This window comes from Propionivibrio sp., from assembly GCF_041441355.1.
Classification (GTDB): Bacteria; Pseudomonadota; Gammaproteobacteria; order Burkholderiales; family Rhodocyclaceae; genus Propionivibrio.
In genome coordinates this window covers 80,998-100,663 of record NZ_JASDTF010000037.1, presented here as the reverse complement: position 1 = coordinate 100,663, position 19,666 = coordinate 80,998, and the positions used below count along the sequence as shown (strand labels likewise).

General features: G+C 64.8%; 16 protein-coding genes. 8 read left to right on the top strand and 8 right to left on the bottom strand.

What is annotated here, in order from left to right; all coding sequences use genetic code 11:
* Positions 1-487: 487 nt before the first annotated feature.
* From QMB55_RS12855 to QMB55_RS12845, 3 genes are read left to right on the top strand one after another with little or no spacing between them, the layout of a single operon-like run.
* A complete protein-coding gene (locus tag QMB55_RS12855; RefSeq protein WP_497589116.1) occupies positions 488-727 on the top strand; it encodes an OadG family protein in 240 nt (79 codons plus the stop codon).
* 31 nt (positions 728-758) lie between these two features.
* Positions 759-2,546: a sodium-extruding oxaloacetate decarboxylase subunit alpha gene (gene oadA / locus QMB55_RS12850; RefSeq protein ID WP_497589115.1), complete on the top strand. Its 1,788-nt coding sequence runs from the start codon at positions 759-761 to the stop codon at positions 2,544-2,546.
* Positions 2,547-2,557: 11 nt separating this feature from the next.
* Positions 2,558-3,928, top strand: coding sequence for a sodium ion-translocating decarboxylase subunit beta (locus QMB55_RS12845; RefSeq protein ID WP_497589114.1), 1,371 nt, complete (start codon positions 2,558-2,560; stop codon positions 3,926-3,928).
* A gap of 98 nt (positions 3,929-4,026) precedes the next feature.
* Here QMB55_RS12845 and QMB55_RS12840 read toward each other — a convergent pair whose 3' ends face one another.
* The 3 genes from QMB55_RS12840 to thrH form a co-directional block, all read right to left on the bottom strand.
* The gene (locus QMB55_RS12840; protein ID WP_497589113.1) at positions 4,027-5,979 is read right to left on the bottom strand and encodes an ATP-binding cassette domain-containing protein; all 1,953 of its coding nucleotides are present in this window, start codon (positions 5,977-5,979) and stop codon (positions 4,027-4,029) included.
* 114 nt (positions 5,980-6,093) lie between these two features.
* Positions 6,094-6,960 carry a formyltetrahydrofolate deformylase gene (gene purU / locus QMB55_RS12835; RefSeq protein WP_497589112.1) on the bottom strand — a complete coding sequence of 289 codons (867 nt, stop codon included), beginning with the start codon at positions 6,958-6,960 and terminating at the stop codon, positions 6,094-6,096.
* Between the two features lie 13 nt (positions 6,961-6,973).
* Positions 6,974-7,588 (bottom strand): bifunctional phosphoserine phosphatase/homoserine phosphotransferase ThrH, encoded by a 615-nt coding sequence (gene thrH, locus QMB55_RS12830; RefSeq protein WP_497589111.1) that lies wholly within the window; start codon positions 7,586-7,588, stop codon positions 6,974-6,976.
* Between the two features lie 118 nt (positions 7,589-7,706).
* Between thrH and QMB55_RS12825 the strand changes: the two genes are divergently transcribed.
* The gene (locus QMB55_RS12825) at positions 7,707-8,318 is read left to right on the top strand and encodes a hypothetical protein (protein WP_497589110.1); all 612 of its coding nucleotides are present in this window, start codon (positions 7,707-7,709) and stop codon (positions 8,316-8,318) included.
* Positions 8,319-8,337: 19 nt separating this feature from the next.
* Here the strand turns inward: QMB55_RS12825 and QMB55_RS12820 are convergent, their stop codons facing one another.
* The 3 genes from QMB55_RS12820 to QMB55_RS12810 all read right to left on the bottom strand — a co-directional run bounded on the left by QMB55_RS12820 (position 8,338) and on the right by QMB55_RS12810 (position 12,119).
* Entirely contained in the window at positions 8,338-8,904 is a 567-nt protein-coding gene (locus QMB55_RS12820; protein ID WP_497589109.1) for a 1-acyl-sn-glycerol-3-phosphate acyltransferase, read from the bottom strand.
* A 74-nt stretch (positions 8,905-8,978) separates the two neighbouring features.
* Positions 8,979-10,601: an ABC-F family ATPase gene (locus QMB55_RS12815; protein WP_497589108.1), complete on the bottom strand. Its 1,623-nt coding sequence runs from the start codon at positions 10,599-10,601 to the stop codon at positions 8,979-8,981.
* A gap of 87 nt (positions 10,602-10,688) precedes the next feature.
* Positions 10,689-12,119, bottom strand: coding sequence for a diguanylate cyclase domain-containing protein (locus tag QMB55_RS12810; RefSeq protein ID WP_497589107.1), 1,431 nt, complete (start codon positions 12,117-12,119; stop codon positions 10,689-10,691).
* Between the two features lie 256 nt (positions 12,120-12,375).
* Here QMB55_RS12810 and ahpC point away from each other — a divergent pair, with 256 nt between their 5' ends.
* Positions 12,376-12,942: an alkyl hydroperoxide reductase subunit C gene (gene ahpC, locus QMB55_RS12805; protein ID WP_497589106.1), complete on the top strand. Its 567-nt coding sequence runs from the start codon at positions 12,376-12,378 to the stop codon at positions 12,940-12,942.
* Positions 12,943-13,022: 80 nt separating this feature from the next.
* Positions 13,023-14,588 carry an alkyl hydroperoxide reductase subunit F gene (gene ahpF, locus QMB55_RS12800; protein WP_497589105.1) on the top strand — a complete coding sequence of 522 codons (1,566 nt, stop codon included), beginning with the start codon at positions 13,023-13,025 and terminating at the stop codon, positions 14,586-14,588.
* Between the two features lie 76 nt (positions 14,589-14,664).
* On the opposite strand, the gene QMB55_RS12795 is transcribed toward ahpF, so the two are convergent.
* Positions 14,665-15,594, bottom strand: coding sequence for a ketopantoate reductase family protein (locus QMB55_RS12795; protein ID WP_497589104.1), 930 nt, complete (start codon positions 15,592-15,594; stop codon positions 14,665-14,667).
* Positions 15,595-15,729: 135 nt separating this feature from the next.
* On the bottom strand, positions 15,730-16,797 hold the full coding sequence (locus QMB55_RS12790) for a YncE family protein (protein WP_497589103.1): 1,068 nt from the start codon (positions 16,795-16,797) through the stop codon (positions 15,730-15,732).
* Positions 16,798-17,043: 246 nt separating this feature from the next.
* On the opposite strand from QMB55_RS12790, the gene QMB55_RS12785 reads away from it, so the two are divergent.
* Both QMB55_RS12785 and gshA read left to right on the top strand, forming a co-directional pair.
* Positions 17,044-18,318 carry an Eco57I restriction-modification methylase domain-containing protein gene (locus QMB55_RS12785; protein WP_497589102.1) on the top strand — a complete coding sequence of 425 codons (1,275 nt, stop codon included), beginning with the start codon at positions 17,044-17,046 and terminating at the stop codon, positions 18,316-18,318.
* A 26-nt stretch (positions 18,319-18,344) separates the two neighbouring features.
* Complete coding sequence (gshA, locus tag QMB55_RS12780) at positions 18,345-19,664, top strand: glutamate--cysteine ligase (protein ID WP_497589101.1); 1,320 nt, start codon at positions 18,345-18,347, stop codon at positions 19,662-19,664.
* The last annotated feature ends 2 nt before the right edge of the window (positions 19,665-19,666 follow it).

The following is a 19,666-nucleotide window of genomic DNA, read 5'->3' as shown; positions in this document are numbered from 1 at the left end:
CATCGCGACCGGAAGTCGCGGAAGGCGAATTTGGAGACATGGCGCACCACAAACTGACTGACTGGTCAGTAAATATATGAAAAACCCCGGCCTGCGTCAATGCTCACCATACGACAATTCAATCCATCTCCCTCCCAAGGACAGGGATAATTACGGATTGCGGTATTTGAGGGACAGGAAGACTGTTTCGCTGTGGACACACCGAACCAAGCCTGCCGGCATGGGAAGCGCCGTCGTGCGTGGGCGGAGGATCGCACCGAACGGGAAGCGCAGCAGCGCGCCCCGCGCGGTGCCGATCGGCTTTTCCAGCGGGGTGCGTTCGCCAGGGCGACGCGCTTCAAGAACTCAGGATACCCCAATTAATGCTGTTTGCAACTCTCCGGACAGCGTGTGGTGTTGCCTTCGTCGTGAGACGACTGACGCCGTCCGGACATTATCCGTCGCCCGCGGTTGCGCACGCCGGGGGAGATACATCAGGAGAAACTGTATGACGTGGATGGACAATTTCACGCAAGCCACAGTGATCATGTCGCTCGGCATGGGTCTTGTGTTCTTGTTCGTGGCCTCGCTGGTCGTGCTGATTCAGGTATCAGCCCGCCTGCTCGCCAAATATGCCCCGGAAGAGCCGGCGCCTGCTCCTGTGAAGGCCGCGCCCGCCCAGAACGACGGGGCCGTCGTCGCCGCCATTGCGGCCGCTCTGCGTCAGTATTCTTCCGATAAGAAGTAGCAAGTCAGATTTTCAAGGGGAAACAATAGCCATGGCTAAAATCAGAATCAGTGAAAACGTCCTGCGCGACGCCCACCAGTCGCTCCACGCCACCCGCATGGTCACCGCCGACATGCTCCCGATCGCCGAGAAGCTCGACAAGGCCGGCTTCTGGTCGCTCGAATCCTGGGGCGGCGCCACGTTCGACTCCTGCATCCGCTTCCTGAACGAGGATCCGTGGGAGCGCATGCGCCAGCTCAAGAAGGCGATGCCGAACACCCCGCACCAGATGCTGCTGCGCGGCCAGTCCATCCTCGGCTATCGCCACTACGCCGACGACGTCGTCGAGAAGTGCGTCGAGCGCATGGCCGTCAACGGCGTCGACGTCTTCCGTGTCTTCGACGCACTGAACGACCCGCGTAACTTCCTGGTGCCGCTGAAGGCCGTCAAGAAGGCCGGCAAGCACGCCCAAGCCGCGATCAGCTACACCATCTCGCCGGTGCACACCATCGAGAGCTACGTCAAGCTGGCCAAGGAACTCGCCGAAATGGGCGCCGACAGCCTGTGCATCAAGGACATGGCCTCGCTGCTCAGCCCCTACGTCGCCTACGACCTGATCAAGGCGATCAAGAAGGTCACCGACCTGCCGATCCACGTCCACTCGCACGCCACCACCGGCATGTCGGTCGCGACGCTGGTCAAGGCCGCCGAAGCCGGCGCCGAGATCATCGACACCTCGATCTCGTCGATGTCGATGGGCCCCGGCCACTCGCCGACCGAAGCGATGGTCGAAATCTTCAAGGGCACCGAGTTCGACACCGGCCTCGACATGCACCTGCTGCTCGACATCTCGGCCTACTTCCGTGACGTCGTGCGTCCGAAGTACGCCCAGTTCGAAAGCTCCTTCGTCGGCGCCGATGCCCGCATCCTCGACGCGCAAATCCCCGGCGGCATGCTCTCCAACCTGGAAAGCCAGCTGCGTCAGCAGAACGCTTTCGACAAGCTGGACGAAGTGCTCAAGGAAAACGCCCGCGTCTGCAAGGACTTCGGCTACCCCCCCCTCGTCACCCCGACCTCGCAGATCGTCGGCACGCAAGCCGTCCTGAACGTTCTGATGGGCCGTTACAAGAACCTGACCGCCGAATCGATGAACCTGCTGGTCGGCAACTACGGCAAGACCCCGGCCGCCGCCGATCCGGAGCTCGTCAAGCAGGCGCTCAAGGGCCTCAACATGGACAAGCCGGTCACCGAGCGTCCGGCCGACACGATCCCGAACGAACTGCCGAAGATCGAAGCCGAACTCAAGGAAAAGCTGGGCGTCTCGAGCGTCGATATCGACGACGTGCTGACCTATGCCATGTTCCCGCAAGTCGCGCTCAAGTTCTTCGCCACCCGCGCCAACGGCCCGGTTTCGTTCGAAGCGCCGAAGGCTGCCACTGGTGCTGCCGCCGCTCCGGCCAAGGCCAGCGGCACGCAGAACTACGTCATCACCGTCGACAGCAAGAACTACAACGTCACCGTCGCTGACGGCAACGTCAAGGTCAACGGCAAGGACTACAAGGTCGACCTGCGCGAAGCCAGCGCTGCCGACGCCGCCGCTGCTGCCGCTCCGGCCGCCTCGTCGGGCGCCGAAACCCCGGTCGAAGCGCCGGTCGCCGGCACCGTCCTGCGTTACGTCCGTTCGAACGGCGATCACGTCGAGCAGGACGAGCTGGTGCTGATCCTCGAATCGATGAAGATGGAGCTCGAAGTCAAGAGCAAGGTCGCCGGCACCATCACCTACAAGGCCGACACGGGCGCCTCGGTTTCCGCTGGCCAAGTCATCGCCGTCGTTTCCTGAGGTTTTTCGCCATGCAAAAGACTCTCAAGAAACTACTGATGGGCCTCGCCTGCGGTCTCGCTTTGACCGTCGGCGCCGGCATCTCCAGCGACGCCAACGCCACCGAGACCACCGCAGCACCGATGGTGCTGGCTTCGGCGGCCACGGCCGCGCCGACGGCCGCTGACGCGGCTGCCGCGCCGGCCAAGGCGGAAACCAAGCGTGCCGTGCAGAAGCATGAAATCTCGGTCGGCAGCGGCATCAAGAGCATCGCCGAACGCACCGGTATCTACGGCTTCATGCAAGAAGGTGGCTGGAAGAACCTGATCATGATCCTCGTCGGCTGCGTGCTGCTCTACCTTGGCGTCGCCAAGGACTTCGAGCCGATGCTGCTGGTGCCGATCGGCTTCGGCACCCTGCTGGTGAACGTTCCGTTCGCCGGCATGGGCGAGCCGCCGCACGGTCTGCTCTACATGATCTTCGAGTACGGTCTGAACAACGAGTTGCTGCCGCTGCTGATCTTCATCGGCATCGGTTCGCTCTCCGACTTCGGCCCGCTGCTGGCTAACCCGCGCATGGCCATTCTCGGCGCGGCGGCCCAGTTCGGCGTGTTCGGCACGCTGCTCGGCGTCATGGCGCTGAACCTGCTGCCCGGCTTCGATTACAACCTGATGGAAGCCTGCGCGATCGCCATTATCGGTGGCGCCGACGGCCCGACCTCGATCTACGTGTCGTCGCTCTTCGCGCCGCACCTGATGGGTTCGATCGCTGTTGCCGCGTACTCGTACATGGCCCTCGTTCCGCTGATCCAACCGCCGATCATGCGCGCGCTGACCACGGAAGCCGAGCGTAAGATCCGCATGCACCAGGTCCGTCCGGTGCACAAGATGGAGAAGGTCCTCTTCCCGCTGTTCATCACCGCCCTGTGCGCGCTGATCCTGCCGGCGGCCCTGCCGCTGATGGGCTGCTTCGCCTTCGGCAACTTCGTCAAGGAATCGGGTTGCATCGAGCGTCTGACCAAGACGATGCAGAACGAACTGATGAACCTGGCGACCATCCTCCTGGGTCTGGGCGTCGGCATGCAGATGACCGGTGGCAAGTTCCTCAACCTCGAAACGCTGGGCATCCTGCTCCTGGGTATGGTCGCGTTCTCGCTCGGTACCGCCGGCGGCGTGATCTTCGCCAAGATCATGAACCTGATCTGGCCGAAGAACCCGATCAACCCGCTGATCGGTTCGGCTGGCGTGTCGGCCTTCCCGATGGCGGCTCGTGTGTCGAACAAGCTCGGTCTGGAAGCCGATCCGCACAACTTCCTGCTGATGCACGCCCTCGGCGCCAACGTGGCCGGCCAGATCGGCTCGGTCGTGGCCGGTGGTGTCATCCTGGCGATCTTCGGCTTCTAAGCCCGGATCGTTCCAAACAAAACGGGGTGCCGGTTTTCCGGCACCCCGTTTTTTTCGCCTGCCGGCCGCGGTCAGCCGCCAGCGCTCAACCCACGGCCCTAAACGCCGCCCTCAAGCGTTTCGATCTCTTCGCCGAGCGTCAGCCACTGCGCTTCCAGCGTTTCGAGCTGACCGGCATGGGCTTCGATCTCCAGCCCCAACGCCCCGATCTCCTGCGGCGCCAATGGTTCGCTAAGGCGCGCTTCGAGCGCATGTTTCGCGGCCTGCACCTCAAGCATCTGTGCTTCGATCTTGCCTTGTTCGCGCCGCAAGGTCTTGGCCCGGGTCGCGTTCTTCTTCGCCTGCTGGGCGACCGCCTGCGACTGCACGACAGCGGACTCACCGGCGCGCGTCTCGCGGACGGCTTCGCGCACGCTCTCGCGCACCCGCTTGGCTTCGTCGAGCAGGTAGCGTTGATAATCGTCGAGGTCGCCGTCGAAGGGTTCGACGCGGCCGCGCGCAACCAGCCAGAACTCGTCGCACACCGCGCGCAGAAGCGCCCGGTCGTGGCTGACCAGCATCACCGTGCCTTCGAACTCGTTGAGCGCCATCGACAGCGCCTCGCGCGTCGTCAGGTCGAGGTGGTTGGTCGGTTCGTCGAGCAGCAGCAGGTTGGGGCGCTGCCAGACCAGCATACACAGCACGAGGCGCGCCTTTTCGCCCCCACTCATCGTGCCGACGGCCTGCTTGACCATGTCGCCGGTGAAATTGAATGAGCCGAGGAAGTTGCGCAGGTCCTGCTCACGCCCACTCTCGCCCTCGGGCAGCTTCTCCTTGGCGAGGCGGATCATGTGTTCGAGCGGCGTTGCGTCGGGACGCAACACGTCGAGCTCCTGCTGCGCGAAGTAGCCGACCGAGAGGCCCTTGCCCTCAGTCACCGTGCCGGCGAGCGGCATCAGCGCCCCAGCCACCGTCTTCACCAGCGTCGATTTTCCCTGGCCGTTAGCACCGAGAATGCCGATGCGCTGGCCGGCGGCGACCGCACGGCTCACGTCGCGAACGATCACCTTGGGCGGCGTCCCCTCCGGAGCCTCGTCCGGCGGCGGATAACCGAAGGCGGCATCACGCAGCGCCAGCATCGGGTTGGGCAGGTTGGCCGGCGGCTTGAATTCGAAGGTGAACTCGGCGCTGGTCAGCACCGGCGCCAGGCGCTCCATGCGTTCGAGGGCCTTGACCCGGCTCTGTGCCTGCCGCGCCTTGGTGGCCTTGGCCTTGAAGCGGTCGATGAATTTCTGCAGGTGGGCGATCTTGTCCTGCTGCCGCGCGTAGGCATTCTGCTGCAGCTCGAGCTGCTGCGCCCGCGTTTCCTCGAAGGTGCTGTAGTTGCCGCCGTAGCGTGTCAACTTGCCCTGTTCGATGTGCAGGGTGACGTTGGTCACCGCGTCGAGAAATTCGCGGTCGTGGCTGATCACCAAAAGCGTGCCGGGATAGCGCTGCAACCAGGCCTCCAGCCAGACCAGGGCGTCGAGGTCGAGGTGGTTGGTCGGTTCGTCGAGCAGCAAAAGGTCGGACGGACACATCAGCGCGCGCGCCAACTGCAGACGCATGCGCCAACCGCCGGAGAAGCTGTTCACCGGCCGGCACAGTTCGTCGACCTGGAAGCCGAGCCCGAGAATCAGTGCCTGCGCCCGCGCCTGCGCGTCGTGCGCCCCGGCATCGTGCAGGGCGGCATAGGCGTGGCCCATGCGCTCGCCATCGCCGGCCGCTTCGGCGGCATGCACTTCGGCCTGTGCGGCCATCAGCCGGGTGTCGCCGGCAATGACGAAATCGGTTGCCGACTCAGCCGTCTCGGGCATCTCCTGTGCCACCTGCGCCATGCGCCAGGTCGGCGGAATCTGGAACTCGCCCGCGTCTTCGTGCAGAACACCGGAGAGCAGGGCAAAGAGCGAGGACTTGCCGGCGCCGTTGCGGCCGACGAGGCCGATCTTCTCGCCCGGATTGAGCGCGACCGTCGCCCCCTCGAGCAGCACTTTGGTGCCGCGACGCAGGGTGACGCCTTTGAGCGTGATCATGTCAAAACCTTGTTGAAACGATTCCCGGCGCAGAAAGCAGAACGGCGAAAAGCCCGCGGTTGCTGCCGCCAGCCTTTCGCCGTGGGCGCCGGATGCGCAGAATTCACTGCGCGATTAACGGAACACCACCGTCTTGTTGCCATGCACCAGGACACGGTCTTCGAGGTGGTAACGCAGGCCGCGCGCAAGCACCGTCTTCTCGATGTCCTTGCCGTAGCGGACCATGTCGTTCACCGAGTCGGAGTGGTCGATGCGGATCACGTCCTGCTCGATGATCGGCCCCTGATCGAGTTCGCTGGTCACGTAGTGGCAGGTCGCGCCGATCAGCTTGACGCCACGTTCGAAGGCCTGGTGATACGGCCGCGCGCCGACGAAACTGGGCAGGAAGCTGTGGTGGATGTTGAGGATGCGGCCCGGGAAGCGCGCGCAGAGGTCCGGCGAAAGGATCTGCATGTAGCGCGCGAGCACCATGGTGTCGCCCTTCACTTCCTCGAACAGGCGTTCGATCTCAGCGTAGGCGGCCGGCTTGGTGTCCGGCGTCACCGGCACGTGGTGGAAGGGGATACCGTGCCACTCGACGACGCCGCGGAACGTCTCGTGGTTGGAGATGACGCAGGGAATCTCGATGTCGAGTTCCTTCGACTGCCAGCGCGCGAGCAGATCGTAGAGGCAGTGCTCCTGCTTGCTGACCAGGATGACGACGCGCTTCTTGACCGCCGAATCGGTGATCTTCCAGTCCATGCCCAGCTCGTCGGCGAGGGGGCGGAAACGCTCACGGAACTCGGCCAAATGAAAGGGCAGCGAATCGGCCTTGACCTCGATGCGCATGAAATAACGTCCGCCGTCGATGCTGTCGTCGGAGTGGTAGCGCGATTCGAGAATCCAGCCGTTGTGCTCGGCGATGAAAGTGGACACGCGGGCGACGATGCCCACCCGGTCCGGGCAGGAGGCGGTCAAGGTGTAGAAACGTTGGTTGTGCATGGCCTGAGCTTCCTTACGCAGCGACGCGGGCAAACGCGGCGTCGATCTCGCGGCGCAGCGCGTCGAAGTCGCGCGTCACCGGGAACTGCGGGAACTCGCGCACCACGTTCTCGGGCGGATGGAAGAGGATGCCGGCATGCGCCTCGCCGAGCATCGCCGTGTCGTTGTACGAATCGCCGGCGGCGACGACGGTGAAGTTCAATTCCTTGAAACGCTTGACCGCTTCGCGCTTCTGGTCGGGCATGCGCAGGTGGTAGTTGACCAGCATGCCGCTGGCGTCAGCTTCCAGGCTGTGGCAGAAGAGCGTCGGCCAGGCCAGCTGACGCATCAGCGGATGGGCGAATTCGTAGAAGGTGTCCGAGAGGATGATGACCTCGTAATCCTCGCGCAACTGGTCGAGGAAAGCGCGTGCGCCGTCCATCGGGCCCATCTCGCCGATCACCTTCTGGATGTCGGGCAGGCCGAGTTTGTGCTGTGCCAGGATGCCCAGGCGGTACTTCATCAGCGTGTCGTAGTTCGGCTCGTCGCGGGTGGTGCGACGCAGCTCCGGAATCCCGGTGCGCTCGGCGAAGGTGATCCAGATTTCGGGGACAAGGACGCCCTCAAGGTCGAGGCAAACGATCTTCACGGAATACTCCTACGGTTCGGTCAGGACAAACAGGCAATTCTAGCAAAATTAAGGGCCTTCCTTCCCGCTCCGGCAGGCGGCGGCGAAGAATGGTAGAGTTCGGCCCTCGGAGGATCTCATGTTGTACAGCCCATCCCGCCCCCTGCATCGCCGCCTCGCGCATCTGGCCTTGGCCGCCTTCGCCCTGGCGCCCTTCGCGCATGCAGCCCCCCCCGCGCCCCGCACGCTGGAAGAAGCCGATGCGCAACGCGCACGCGCCAGCGAAATTCGCAACCAGGCCGAAAAAAACCTGGCTGCCGAACAAGCCGCGTGCTACCAGAAATTTCTGGTCAACAGCTGCCTCGAGGACGCCAAGAAGAAATACACCAATACCGTGATCGAGGCCCGTCAGCTCGATCAGCCGGCGCGCGACTTCCAACGCGAGCACAAGCGCGCAGAAGTCGAGGCCAAGGAAAAGCAGCGCGCCAGCGACAACGCCCAGCGCGCCATCGACCAGCAACAGCAAGCCACCGACTACCGCAACAAGGAAGCCGAACGCGCCGCCGAGCGCGAGCGCAAGAAGGCGGCCAAGGCCGAGAAAGCGGCTGCGGGGCGCGCCAAACGCGCCGAAGAAGAAGCCCAGCGGCAGAAGAAGAACGAGGAACGCGCCCGGCGCGACGCCCAGCGCGCCGAACGCAAGGCGCAGCGGGAAGCCAAGGAAGCCGCGGCGGCGAAGGCGCCACCGCCCTGAGCAAGAAGCAGGCGCCGGCTCAGCCGGCCGGCGAGCGGAAGCGGATGTCGCCGGCTTTTTCCGGCGCGTAACCCTGCTTGTCGGCGTAGTAGGCGCGGATCACCTCAAGGTCGGCCTCGACTTCGCCGGAAAGCGAGATCCAACGCTCGACCCCGGCCTCCTTACGGCCGAAATCGATGAAGCCCAGACCGACCGGAACACCGGCCTTGGTTGCCAGACGATAGAAGCCCGACTTCCAGTGATCGGTCCGTGCCCGCGTCCCTTCCGGGGTGATGCACAAGAACAGGCTGTCGTTGCGCGCGAACTCGTCGGCCAGCTGGTCGATCAGACCGACCGGATTGCGCCGGTTGATCGGCACCCCGCCGAGTCGCAACAGCAGGCCACGGATCGGCCAGCGAAAGAGCGAGTCCTTCGCCGCCCAACGGATCGGCACCCGGTAAAAAAACCGGAACAGCATGCCAACGGCAAAATCCCAGTTGCTGGTGTGCGGATAGACGATGATCACGCCCTTGGGCACCGGCCCCGGCCGATAGACCGTCCGCCACCCGAAGAGCCGCAACAACAGCGCGGCCAGCCGACTCAACATTGCTCCTCCCCGTTCCCTTTTTTTGTGCGGCTCGATGAGCCTTTGCCGGAGTTGCCTGCCAACGGCGCTCCGGATTATTCGATGCCCTGGCTGGCCAGATACTCCTCGTAGGTGCCGGGGTAGTTCACCAGCGTGCCGTCCTGACGGATCTCAAGGATGCGCGTGGCCAGCGACGAGACGAACTCGCGGTCGTGCGAGACGAAGACCAGCGTGCCCTTGAACAGCTCGAGCGCGGTGTTGAGCGACTCGATCGACTCCATGTCGAGGTGGTTGGTCGGTTCGTCCATGACCAGCACGTTCGGCTTTTGCAGCATCAGCTTGCCGAACAGCATGCGCCCCTGCTCGCCGCCGGAGATCACCCGCACCGCCTTGCGCACGTCGTCGCCGGAGAAGAGCAGGCGGCCGAGCGTGCCGCGGATCAGCGTTTCAAGGTCCTCGCCGGCATCGGCATTGGCGCGCGCGTACTCGGAGACCCAGTCGGTCAGGTTGGCGTCGCTGTCGAAATCAGCGGCGTGGTCCTGCGCGTAGTAGCCGTAGCGCGCCTTTTCAGCCCAGCGAATCTCGCCGCCCTGGGGCGCGAGCTCACCGGTCAGCAACTTGAGCAGCGTGGTCTTGCCGACGCCGTTCTCGCCGATCACGGCCAGCCGGTCACCCGCGTTGAGGGACAGGGTCAGGTCGTTGATGACCTTGCGCTCGCTGCCCGGATAGGCGAAGGACAGGTTCTCGATCTCCAGCGCCTGACGGTGCAGCTTCTCCTTCTCGTCGTACTCGAAGCGGATCCACGGGTACTGGCGCGACGAAGGCTTGATGTCCTCGGGCTTGAGCTTGTCAATCAGCTTCATCCGGCTGGTCGCCTGCTTGGCCTTGGACTTGTTGGCCGAGAAGCGGCGCACGAACTCCTGCAGTTCGGAAATGCGTTCCTTGGCCCGCGCGTTGGCATTGGCCTGCTGCTGCCGCGCCTGCGACGAAGCTTCCATGAAGTCGTCGTAGTTGCCCGGGTAGACCGTGATCTTGCCGTAATCGAGGTCCGCCATGTGCGTACACACCTGGTTCAGGAAGTGGCGGTCGTGCGAGATGATGATCATCGTGCTGCCGCGCTCGTTGAGCACTTCTTCGAGCCAGCGGATGGTGGCGATGTCGAGGTTGTTGGTCGGTTCGTCGAGGAGCAGGATCTCGGGGTTGGAGAACAACGCCTGCGCCAGCAGCACGCGCAGCTTCCAGCCCGGGGCGACTTCGCTCATCGGACCGAAATGCTGTGCCGACGGAATGCCGACGCCAAGCAGCAGTTCGCCGGCACGCGATTCGGCGGTGTAGCCACCGTATTCGGCGAAACGCGTCTCCAGCTCGGCGGCGTGCAGGTAGTCTTCTTCGCTGGCCTCCGGATTGGCGTAGATCGCGTCCTTCTCCTGCATGCAGGCCCACATCTCCTCGTGCCCCATCAGCACCACGTCGATGACGCGCTGCTCTTCGTAGGCGAACTGGTCCTGGCGCAGGAAGGCCATGCGCTCGTGCGCGTCCTTGCTGACGTTGCCGGCCGATGACTCGAGTTCACCGGCGAGGATCTTCATGAAGGTCGACTTGCCGGCACCGTTGGCGCCGATCAGGCCGTAGCGATAGCCCTCGCCGAACTTGACGGAGACGTTCTCAAAAAGGGGCTTGGCCCCGAACTGCATGGTGATGTTGTTGGCGACGAGCACGCGTTAACCCCGCAAAGCCTTTGATTCAAAAGGGCGCTATTGTACCCGAGCCACCCGTCCGCGTCCTCCGTTGCGACACAATAACGGTCAACCCGGCTTGCCGGAGGCCGCCGCCAGCGCCTGCTTGTCGGCGTACATGCGCTGATCGGCCAACTCCAGCAGGCCTGCCGCGGAAACGGCTTCTTGTGGAAAGAAAGCCATGCCGAAGGCTGCGGTCACCGTCACCGGCGTACCGTCGACGCGGAAGGGCGCCGCGACGATGGAGCGCAAACGATTGACGAGGTGCGCCACTTCTTCGGGTTGCGCGTCCTCGACGATCAGCGCGTACTCGTCGCCCGCCCAGCGCGATACGGTGTCGGACAGCCGCACTTCATCGCGCAGACGGCGGCCGACCACACGCAGCACGGTATCGCCAAAGCGGTGCCCGTGGTTGTCGTTGTAGGCTTTGAAACCGTTGAGGTCGACGAAAACCACCGCCACCGCGCGCTGGTTGTCGCGCGCCTGGCGACGCAGGCTTTGCTCCAGGCGGTCGTCGAACAGTCGCCGGTTCGGCAACTCGGTCAGGGCGTCGATTCCGGCCTGATGCGACAGCGCGCGTCGCTGCCCGAGCACGGTATGCACCACCGCCCCGGCCAACGCCGCGAGCAGGATCGCGAGCAAGCGGAACAACCAAGCCGCCCGCCCGTCCTCGACCTCCAGGTTGCGCACCGCATAAATCCAGTGCCCGCCCGGAACGTCGGACTCGAGACGGACACTGGCGGGATCGTCGAAGAGCGCCGCACGCCCCCACAGCAGCCCTCCGGCCATCGCTTCCGGCTCGACACTGCGCACCGCGAACTCGAAATTCGGCGTGCCGCTGCTGCGCAGGACTGCGGCATGAAAATCCGCCATGTCGATCACCGCGGAGAGCATGCCCCAGTACTTGTGATCGACGAAGATCGGCATCCGGTAGATCAGCCCCGTGCCGCCCTGAACCAGCAGCACCGGCCCGGTCAGCGTGCTGCTGTGACGTTCGATGGCACTCTTGACGATCGGCCATTGCCCCGGGAGCTGACGATAATCCTGGCCGAGGATCGACTCGTTCCCGGCACGCGGGTAGACGAAACTCGGCTGGTAACCGATCGCGACCACGATGTTGCGCAGGTGCCGTCCCTGGCCGTAGACCTCCTTGAGCAAGGCTTCGATCTCGACCGGATCGATCGTGGTGTGCCGGACGACGAAATACGCGGCCATCCCGTTCGCCAGATTGAGCACCGCGTTGAGTTCGCGATCGGCGCGGGCGCGCAGCTCGGAGGCATACGCCAAAGTTCTGGCGTTCCGGGCCGCAGCGCCTTCCGCCGCCCGGTAGGCCAAGAGCACCTCGCCCACCATGAGTACCGCCAGCACCACCCCCAGGGTCGTCCAGTAGGCGAAAGAGCGCGACAGCGTGGCGTTGTGCAGGGGCACCACGACCCGGTCGAACCAGCCCGACGCCAGACGCCGCCAAGCCAGCACGGAGGTCGGACGCAGCCCGCTCACGCCGCAACCCCACGGCGACAACGAGCGCGCGGCAGGCCATTCCGAAGGAGGCGGGCAGTCACGGACATAAGGCCACTGTAGTCCGGCCCCGGGCCGTTTGCATCCCGTGCCACCACACGGATACGAGGTCGCCGCGGATAGGCAATAGTTTTTCTATATCAAACATGTTTAAACAATCGATTGGAACTATTTCACGACGATCCTTAACATTCACCCATCGCCTCACATCAACCACCGACACACAAGGAGTTACACCATGAAATCGCTGATCAACACCGAAATCCTGCCCTTCAAATCGACCGCCTACCATCAGGGCAAGTTCATTCCCGTCACCGATGCCGACCTGCGCGGCAAGTGGTCGGTGGTCTTCTTCTACCCGGCCGACTTCACCTTCGTCTGCCCGACCGAACTCGGCGACCTCGCCGACGAATACGCCGACCTGCAGAAGATGGGCGTCGAGGTGTACTCGGTGTCGACCGACACCCACTTCACGCACAAGGCCTGGCACGACGCCTCGGAGACGATCAAGAAGATCAACTACCCGATGCTCGGCGACCCGACCGGCACGATCACCCGCAACTTCGGGGTGATGATCGAGGAGGAAGGCCTCGCCCTGCGCGGCACCTTCGTGATCAACCCCGAGGGCGTGATCAAGGTTTGTGAAATCCATGACCTCGGCATCGGCCGCGACGCCAAGGAATTGAAGCGCAAGATTCAGGCCGCGCAGTACGTCGCCGCGCACCCGGGCGAAGTCTGCCCCGCCAAGTGGACCCCGGGCGACGCCACGCTGGCCCCCTCGCTCGACCTCGTCGGCAAGATCTAAGGCCCGACGCCCCGCCCCCGCCACGGCGGGGGCGTTTTTTTGCCGCACGCCTCACCGCACATCCCAAGGGAGAATAAAAAATGCTCGACGCCGCGCTCAAAACCCAACTGTCCGCCTACCTCGAAAAACTGCAGCAGCCGATCGAACTCGTCGCCACGCTCGACGCCAGCGCCGCCGCGCAAGACATGCGCCGCCTGCTCGCCGACCTCGCTGCGCTCTCGCCCAAGGTTGCAGTGCGCGAAGACGGCCAGGACGCGCGCCGTCCCTCGTTTTCCGTCGGACTGCCAGGTACGGCCGCCCGCATCCGTTTTGCCGGGCTGCCGCTCGGCCACGAATTCACCTCGCTGGTCCTCGCCCTCCTACAGACCGGTGGCCACCCGCCGCGCGTCGAACCCGCGGTGATCGAACAGATCCGTGCGCTGCCCGTTGGCCAGCAAGGCCTGCGTTTCGAAACCTACATTTCCCTCTCCTGCCACAACTGCCCGGACATCGTGCAGGCGCTCAACCTGCTGGCCGTACTCAACCCCGGCATCGAGCACACGATGATCGACGGTGCCCTAGCGCAGGATGAAGTCGCCGCCCGCAAGATCATGGCCGTGCCGACGATTTACCTGAACGGCGAAGTCTTCGGCCAGGGCCGGATGGCGCTCGAGGACATCCTCGCCAAGCTCGACAGCGGCAGCGCCGCGCGCGAAGCCGCCACCCTCGCCGACAAGGCGCCCTACGACGTGCTTGTCGTCGGCGGCGGCCCGGCCGGTGCCGCGGCGGCGATCTACGCCGCGCGCAAAGGCGTGCGCACCGGCATCGTCGCCGAACGTTTCGGCGGCCAGGTGCTCGACACGCTGGCGATCGAGAACTTCATTTCGGTGCCGGCGACCGAAGGCCCCAAACTGGCCGGCGCGCTCGAGCAGCACGTCCTCGACTACGACGTCGACTTGATGAACCGCCAGCGCGCGGCAGGCCTCGTGCCGGGCGCGGACGGGCTGACCGAAATCCGCCTCGAGAACGGCGCCGTGCTGCGCAGCAAGACGGTGATCCTGAGCACCGGCGCCCGCTGGCGCGAACTCGGCGTGCCCGGCGAACGCGAATACCGCGGCCGCGGCGTTGCCTACTGCCCGCACTGCGACGGGCCACTGTTCAAGGGCAAACGCGTCGCCGTCGTCGGCGGCGGCAACTCGGGCGTCGAAGCAGCGATCGATCTGGCCGGTGTCGTCGGCCACGTCACCCTGCTCACCCGCAACGCCCTGCGCGCCGATGCGGTGCTGCAAAAGCGGCTGCGCAGCCTGGCCAACGTCACGATCATCGAGCACGCCGTCCCGGCAGCGATCGAAGGTCAGGGCGGCAAGGTGGGCGCGCTCGCCTACACCGACCGCAACAGCAACGAAACGCGGCGCATCGAGCTCGAAGGCGTCTTCATCCAGATCGGCCTGTTGCCGAACACCGAATGGCTCGACGACACACTGGCGCGCAACGCGCGCGGCGAAATTGAGGTCGACGCGCACGGCCGCACCTCGCTGCCCGGCGTTTTCGCCGCCGGCGATTGCACCACCGTGCCGTTCAAGCAGATCGTGATTGCCATGGGCGAAGGCGCCAAGGCTTCGCTCGCCGCCTTCGAACACCTGCTGCGCCAGCCCGTTCCCGCCTGACGCTACGCCGGCACGGCCTGAAAACAAGCCCCGGCGCGCCTTGTAACGGCGCCCGGGGCCGCGTCTTTGTTGGGCTCTAGGCCGATGCCGCCAGACGGCGCCGGTCGTAGGCCTGCAGGTGCGAGTAGGCCAGTGCCAGATTGGGCGCCGCGACGCCCTTCGCCTGCGCCCGAGCGACCAGGTCGCCGAGGATGTGCTCGGCCTCGGTCGGCCCGCCGCGCTCGACGTCGCGCAGCATCGAGGCCATCAGGCCGGAGGCCGGGTCGGTCAGCTGCCCGAGGTAGGCCACCTGCTGCGCTTCGCCCAAAGGCTGACCGCTGGCGGCGGCGATCGCCACGCCTTCGGCAAACAGGGCTAGCACGAAGGCCTCGCCGGCCAGGGTGTGCATGATGTCGCCGACGCTGGCGCGCATCAGGCAGGTCGAGCCGGCCAGGGTGGCGAGGAAGACGACCTTGTCCCACATCGCCTGCACGACGTTGGGCGAAGGGGTGAAATCGACGCCGCACTTGCCCAGCAGTTCGACGAGCGGCGCCAGCCAACGGTTTTCAGATGCCGAGCGGCTGCCGACGATGAGTTTGTGCACCTTGTTGAGGTGTTGCACCGTGCCGTCGGCGGCCAGCGCCACCGAGATCAGCGCTACGCCGCCCTGCACGCGCGCCGCGCCGAAGCGCTCGACCAGCAGGTCGACGTGGCGGATGCCGTTGAGCAAGGGGATGACCGCCGTCTCCGGACCGACCGCCGGAGCAATGGCCTCGATCGCCGAAGCCAGGTCGTAGGCCTTGCACGAAACAAAGACGACGTCATAGGTCGAATCCAGCGTTTCCTGCGTGACCGTCTGTGCCGGCAGCGTGAGGTCGCCGAACGGGCTCTGCACGCGCAGCCCGTCGTGTGCCAGCTGCGCCGCCCGCCCCGGACGCACGAGGAAGCTCACATCGCCGCCCGCCGCCTGCATCCGCCCGCCGAAATAACCGCCGATACCGCCGGCCCCAAGCATCAGAATCCGCATGACGTTCTCCCTTGGTTGTTGGACTGTTGTTGGAAATTCCGGGCCAGTGTAGCCCATTCGCCGAGGGGCGTACGGCCATGCAGACGAAAACGGCGCCGGAACACGCCGGCGCCGTGGCGGGAAGGCCAAAGACGATTATTTCCGGCCGTAGGTCAGCACCTGCAAGGTGTCGGGGAAATACGTGTTGGGGTAAAACGGCCCGACCCCGGTGTTGATCTTTTTGTCGAAGTCAGCCGAGCCTTCGGCCACCAGCGTGTAAAGCTTGCGCGTCTTCTCGTCGAGGGCGATCGTCCGCGCGCCCGGGCGCGTGCCCAGCGCTTCGACCGGTTTGTAGGTGTCCGGCCCGTACTGCTGGAAGACGACCAGGAACGCGTCATAGCCGTTGGCGGTGAAGATGCGCTTGCTGCCCGCGTCGTAGATCACCCCTCCGTTCTGGCGGCCGATCTCGTGCGTGAACACGGTCTTGCCCGACTGCGTATCGAGCACCGCGAGCACCGGCTTGACCTCGCCCTTGCCGCGGCAACCGACGAACAGGCGCTGGTTATCGGGGTCGATGTCCATCCCGCTCGGCACTTCGCAGTGGTCGATCTTCCATTCGGCATTGACCTGCAAGGTCTTCATGTCCACACGGAAGACGACGTTCTTGTCGCGCGCATCGACGAACAGCAGGCCCTTGCCATCGACCGCCGTGCCGTCGAGCCGCTTGGACGGCAGCTTGATCGTGCCCACCTTCTCCAGCGACGGAATGGCGAGCACCACGAATTCGGTCGCATCGCCCTTGGCGCCCATTTTGACGACCAGGCGTTTGGTGGCCGGATCGTAAACGCTGTCTTCGAGTTCGCCGCCCATGGCGATGGGCGCCGCCGCCTTGCCGGTCGACAGTTTGAAGGGGGTGATCGAACCCGCCGCGTTATTCGAAATGCCCAGGTCGAAATCCGGAATCAGGGTGCCGCCGCTCGAGCCCTCGGTGCCCGCGATCGTCCGGACCACCTTCTTCGTCTTCAGGTCGAAGACCTGCAGCCCCTCCTTGCGCAAACCGAGGTACAGCTTGCCCCGCTCCTGATCGAGGCTCACCCCGTCCCAGCCGCCGCCCTTGTTCTTGAGGGTGGTGGCCGACTCAAGCCGGTAACCGTCGAAAGCCTGAGCCGGAACGGAGAGTGCGGCGCACACCGCGAGTGTTGCTGCTGCAAATGCAAATTTCATCGTCTTACTCCTTTTCCCTGAGCGTAATGGTCATGAACTGAAGTAATGCTCATCGTTATGGTTCTAGCAGCGGGCGACACCGCCGCGCCCCGAGAGATGCGGCAGGCAACCCGCAAGCATCGTAGTCCCGGGTTTCGACGGCCATTCATCACCGTTCGCAATCGTTACCATCGGCCAGAGGCGCCGCGCCGGACGGGCGGGCTTTCCGGCGTATACTCGCGCTTTCCTTTGTTTCCCTTGCCCTCCATGCCGCCTGCCGATGCTTCCCGCCTGATTTCCGACTACGACCGGATCGCGCTCGGCCAGGTGTTCACCCCGCCGGCCATCGTCGACTGCATGTTGCGTCTCGTCCACAACCGTGGCCGGGTGCTTGAGCCGGCCTGCGGCGACGGCGCTTTCCTGCAGCACCTCCCGGACGCGCTCGGAATCGAGGTCGACCCGCGCCACGCGCCGCCGGGGGCGGAAGTGATGAACTTCTTCGAACTCGGCGAGGACGAGCGCTTCGACACCATCATCGGCAACCCGCCCTACGTCCGCTACCAGGACATTGCCCCGGGCACCCTCGGCCTGATCGGCGAGAGCGTGCTCGACAAGCGTGCCAACCTCTACCTGTTCTTCATCGAAAAATGCCTGCGCCTGCTCGAACCGGGCGGCGAGCTGATCTTCATCACCCCACGCGACTTCCTCAAGGCGACGTCGGCCGTGCCGCTCAACGCGCGGCTCTTCGAAGTCGGGACGATCACCGACTTCATCGACCTGGGCGACCTGCACCTCTTTGACGACGCGACCCCGAACTGCGCCATCTGGCGCTTCGTGCGCGGCGACGAGACCCGGCGCACGCGCTACGCGGCGCTCGGCGCCAGCGACGGCATCACCGGCTTGCAGACACTGGTCTGGGAAGAACGGCGCTTCGTCGAGAGCGGCGGACACCTGCTCTTCGCCCGCCACGACTATCCGATGCGTCTGGCCGACATCGCCTTCGTCAAGGTCGGCGCGGTCTCCGGCGCCGACGAGCTGTATGCCGACGAAATCCACGGCAACCGCGACTTCGTCTGTTCGTCGACCGCCCGCAACGGCAAGACGCGGCGCATGATCTGGTGCGAACCCGGGGAACCGCCGCCCGAAGCGCTGCTGCCGCATCATGCCCGCCTGATCGCGCGGCGCATCCGCAGCTTCGACGAATACAACTGGTGGCAATGGGGACGCGGCTACTATCAAAGCGAGCAGCCGCGGGTCTACGTCAACAACAAAACGCGCCGGGCAAAACCTTTTTTCGTCCACGACTGTCCACACTACGACGGCGCCGTGATGGCGATCTTCGCGCACGATCCGAAGGTCGACGTGCATGCGCTGGCCGCAGCGCTCAACGCCGTCGACTGGGACGACCTTGGTTTCGTCTGCGACGGCCGCTTCCTGTTTACCCAGCGCAGCCTCGAACAATGCCCGCTGCCGGCGGGCTTCCAGTCCTTCGCCCCGTCCACCGGTGTAACATGGTGGGCCAAACTCAAGACAATATTCTGACGCCTGGACGCGTCAGCGGAGACGACATGGTTCCTCATCTGATGACTGCCCTCAATGGCCCGGTGCTCGAACTCGAGGCCAAGATCATCAACGCCGCGCCGGAGATCGAGCGCTGGTTCCGCGGCCAGTGGCAGGAGCACACGCCGCCGTTCTATGGTTCGGTCGACCTGCGCAACGCCGGCTTCAAGCTCGCGCCGGTGGACATGAACCTTTTCCCCGGCGGCTTCAACAACCTGCACGAATCCTGTCTGCCGCTCTGCGTACAGGCGACGATGACGGCGATCGAGAAGATTTGTCCGAACGCCCGCAGCCTGCTGCTGATTCCCGAGAACCACACGCGCAACCAGTTTTACCTGCAGAACGTCGCCCGCCTGGTCGACATCCTGCGCCTGACCGGCCTCGACGTGCGCCTGGGCAGCCTGCTGCCCGAAGTCACCGCGCCGACCCGCGTCGATCTGGCCAACGGCGCCTCCCTGCTCCTCGAACCGCTGCGCCGCAGCGCGCACCGCCTCGGCCTCGACGGTTTCGACCCCTGCGCCGTGCTGCTCAACAACGACCTGTCGGCCGGGGTGCCGGAGATCCTGCGCGGCCTCGACGAACAGTTCGTCCTGCCGCCACTGCACGCCGGCTGGGCGACGCGGCGCAAGTCCAACCACTTCGCCGCCTACGACGAGGTCGCCGAAGACTTCGCCCGCCTCGTCGGCATTGACGCTTGGCGCATCAACCCGTATTTCTCGGTCTGTGACCAGGTCAATTTCCACGACCGCCAGGGCGAGGACTGCCTTGCCGCCAACGTCGACGCGGTGCTGACCCTGATCCGCGAGAAATATGCCGAATACGGCATCCAGGAAACCCCGTATGTCGTTGTCAAAGCCGACGCCGGCACCTACGGGATGGGCGTGATGACGGTCAAGGACGCCTCCGAGGTCGTCGGCCTCAACCGCAAGCAGCGCAACAAGATGTCGGTGATCAAGGAAGGCCTCGAAGTCTCGCAGGTCATCATTCAGGAAGGCGTGCATACCCACGAACACGTCGGCGAGGGCGATCAGGCCGGCGTCGCCGAGCCGGTGGTGTACATGATCGACCGCTTCGTGGTCGGCGGCTTCTACCGCGTCAACAACGGCCGCGGCATCGACGAGAACCTCAACGCGCCAGGCATGCACTTCGAACCGCTGGCCTTCGAAACCAGCTGCTCGCTGCCCGACTGCTGCCAGAAGCCGGACGCGCCGCCCAACCGCTTCTACGTCTATGGCGTCGTCGCCCGCCTCGCGCAACTGGCCGCGGCGCTCGAGATCGAACGCACCGAACCGGTCGAAACGCTGATCTCGGCCACCGCCCACGCCTGACC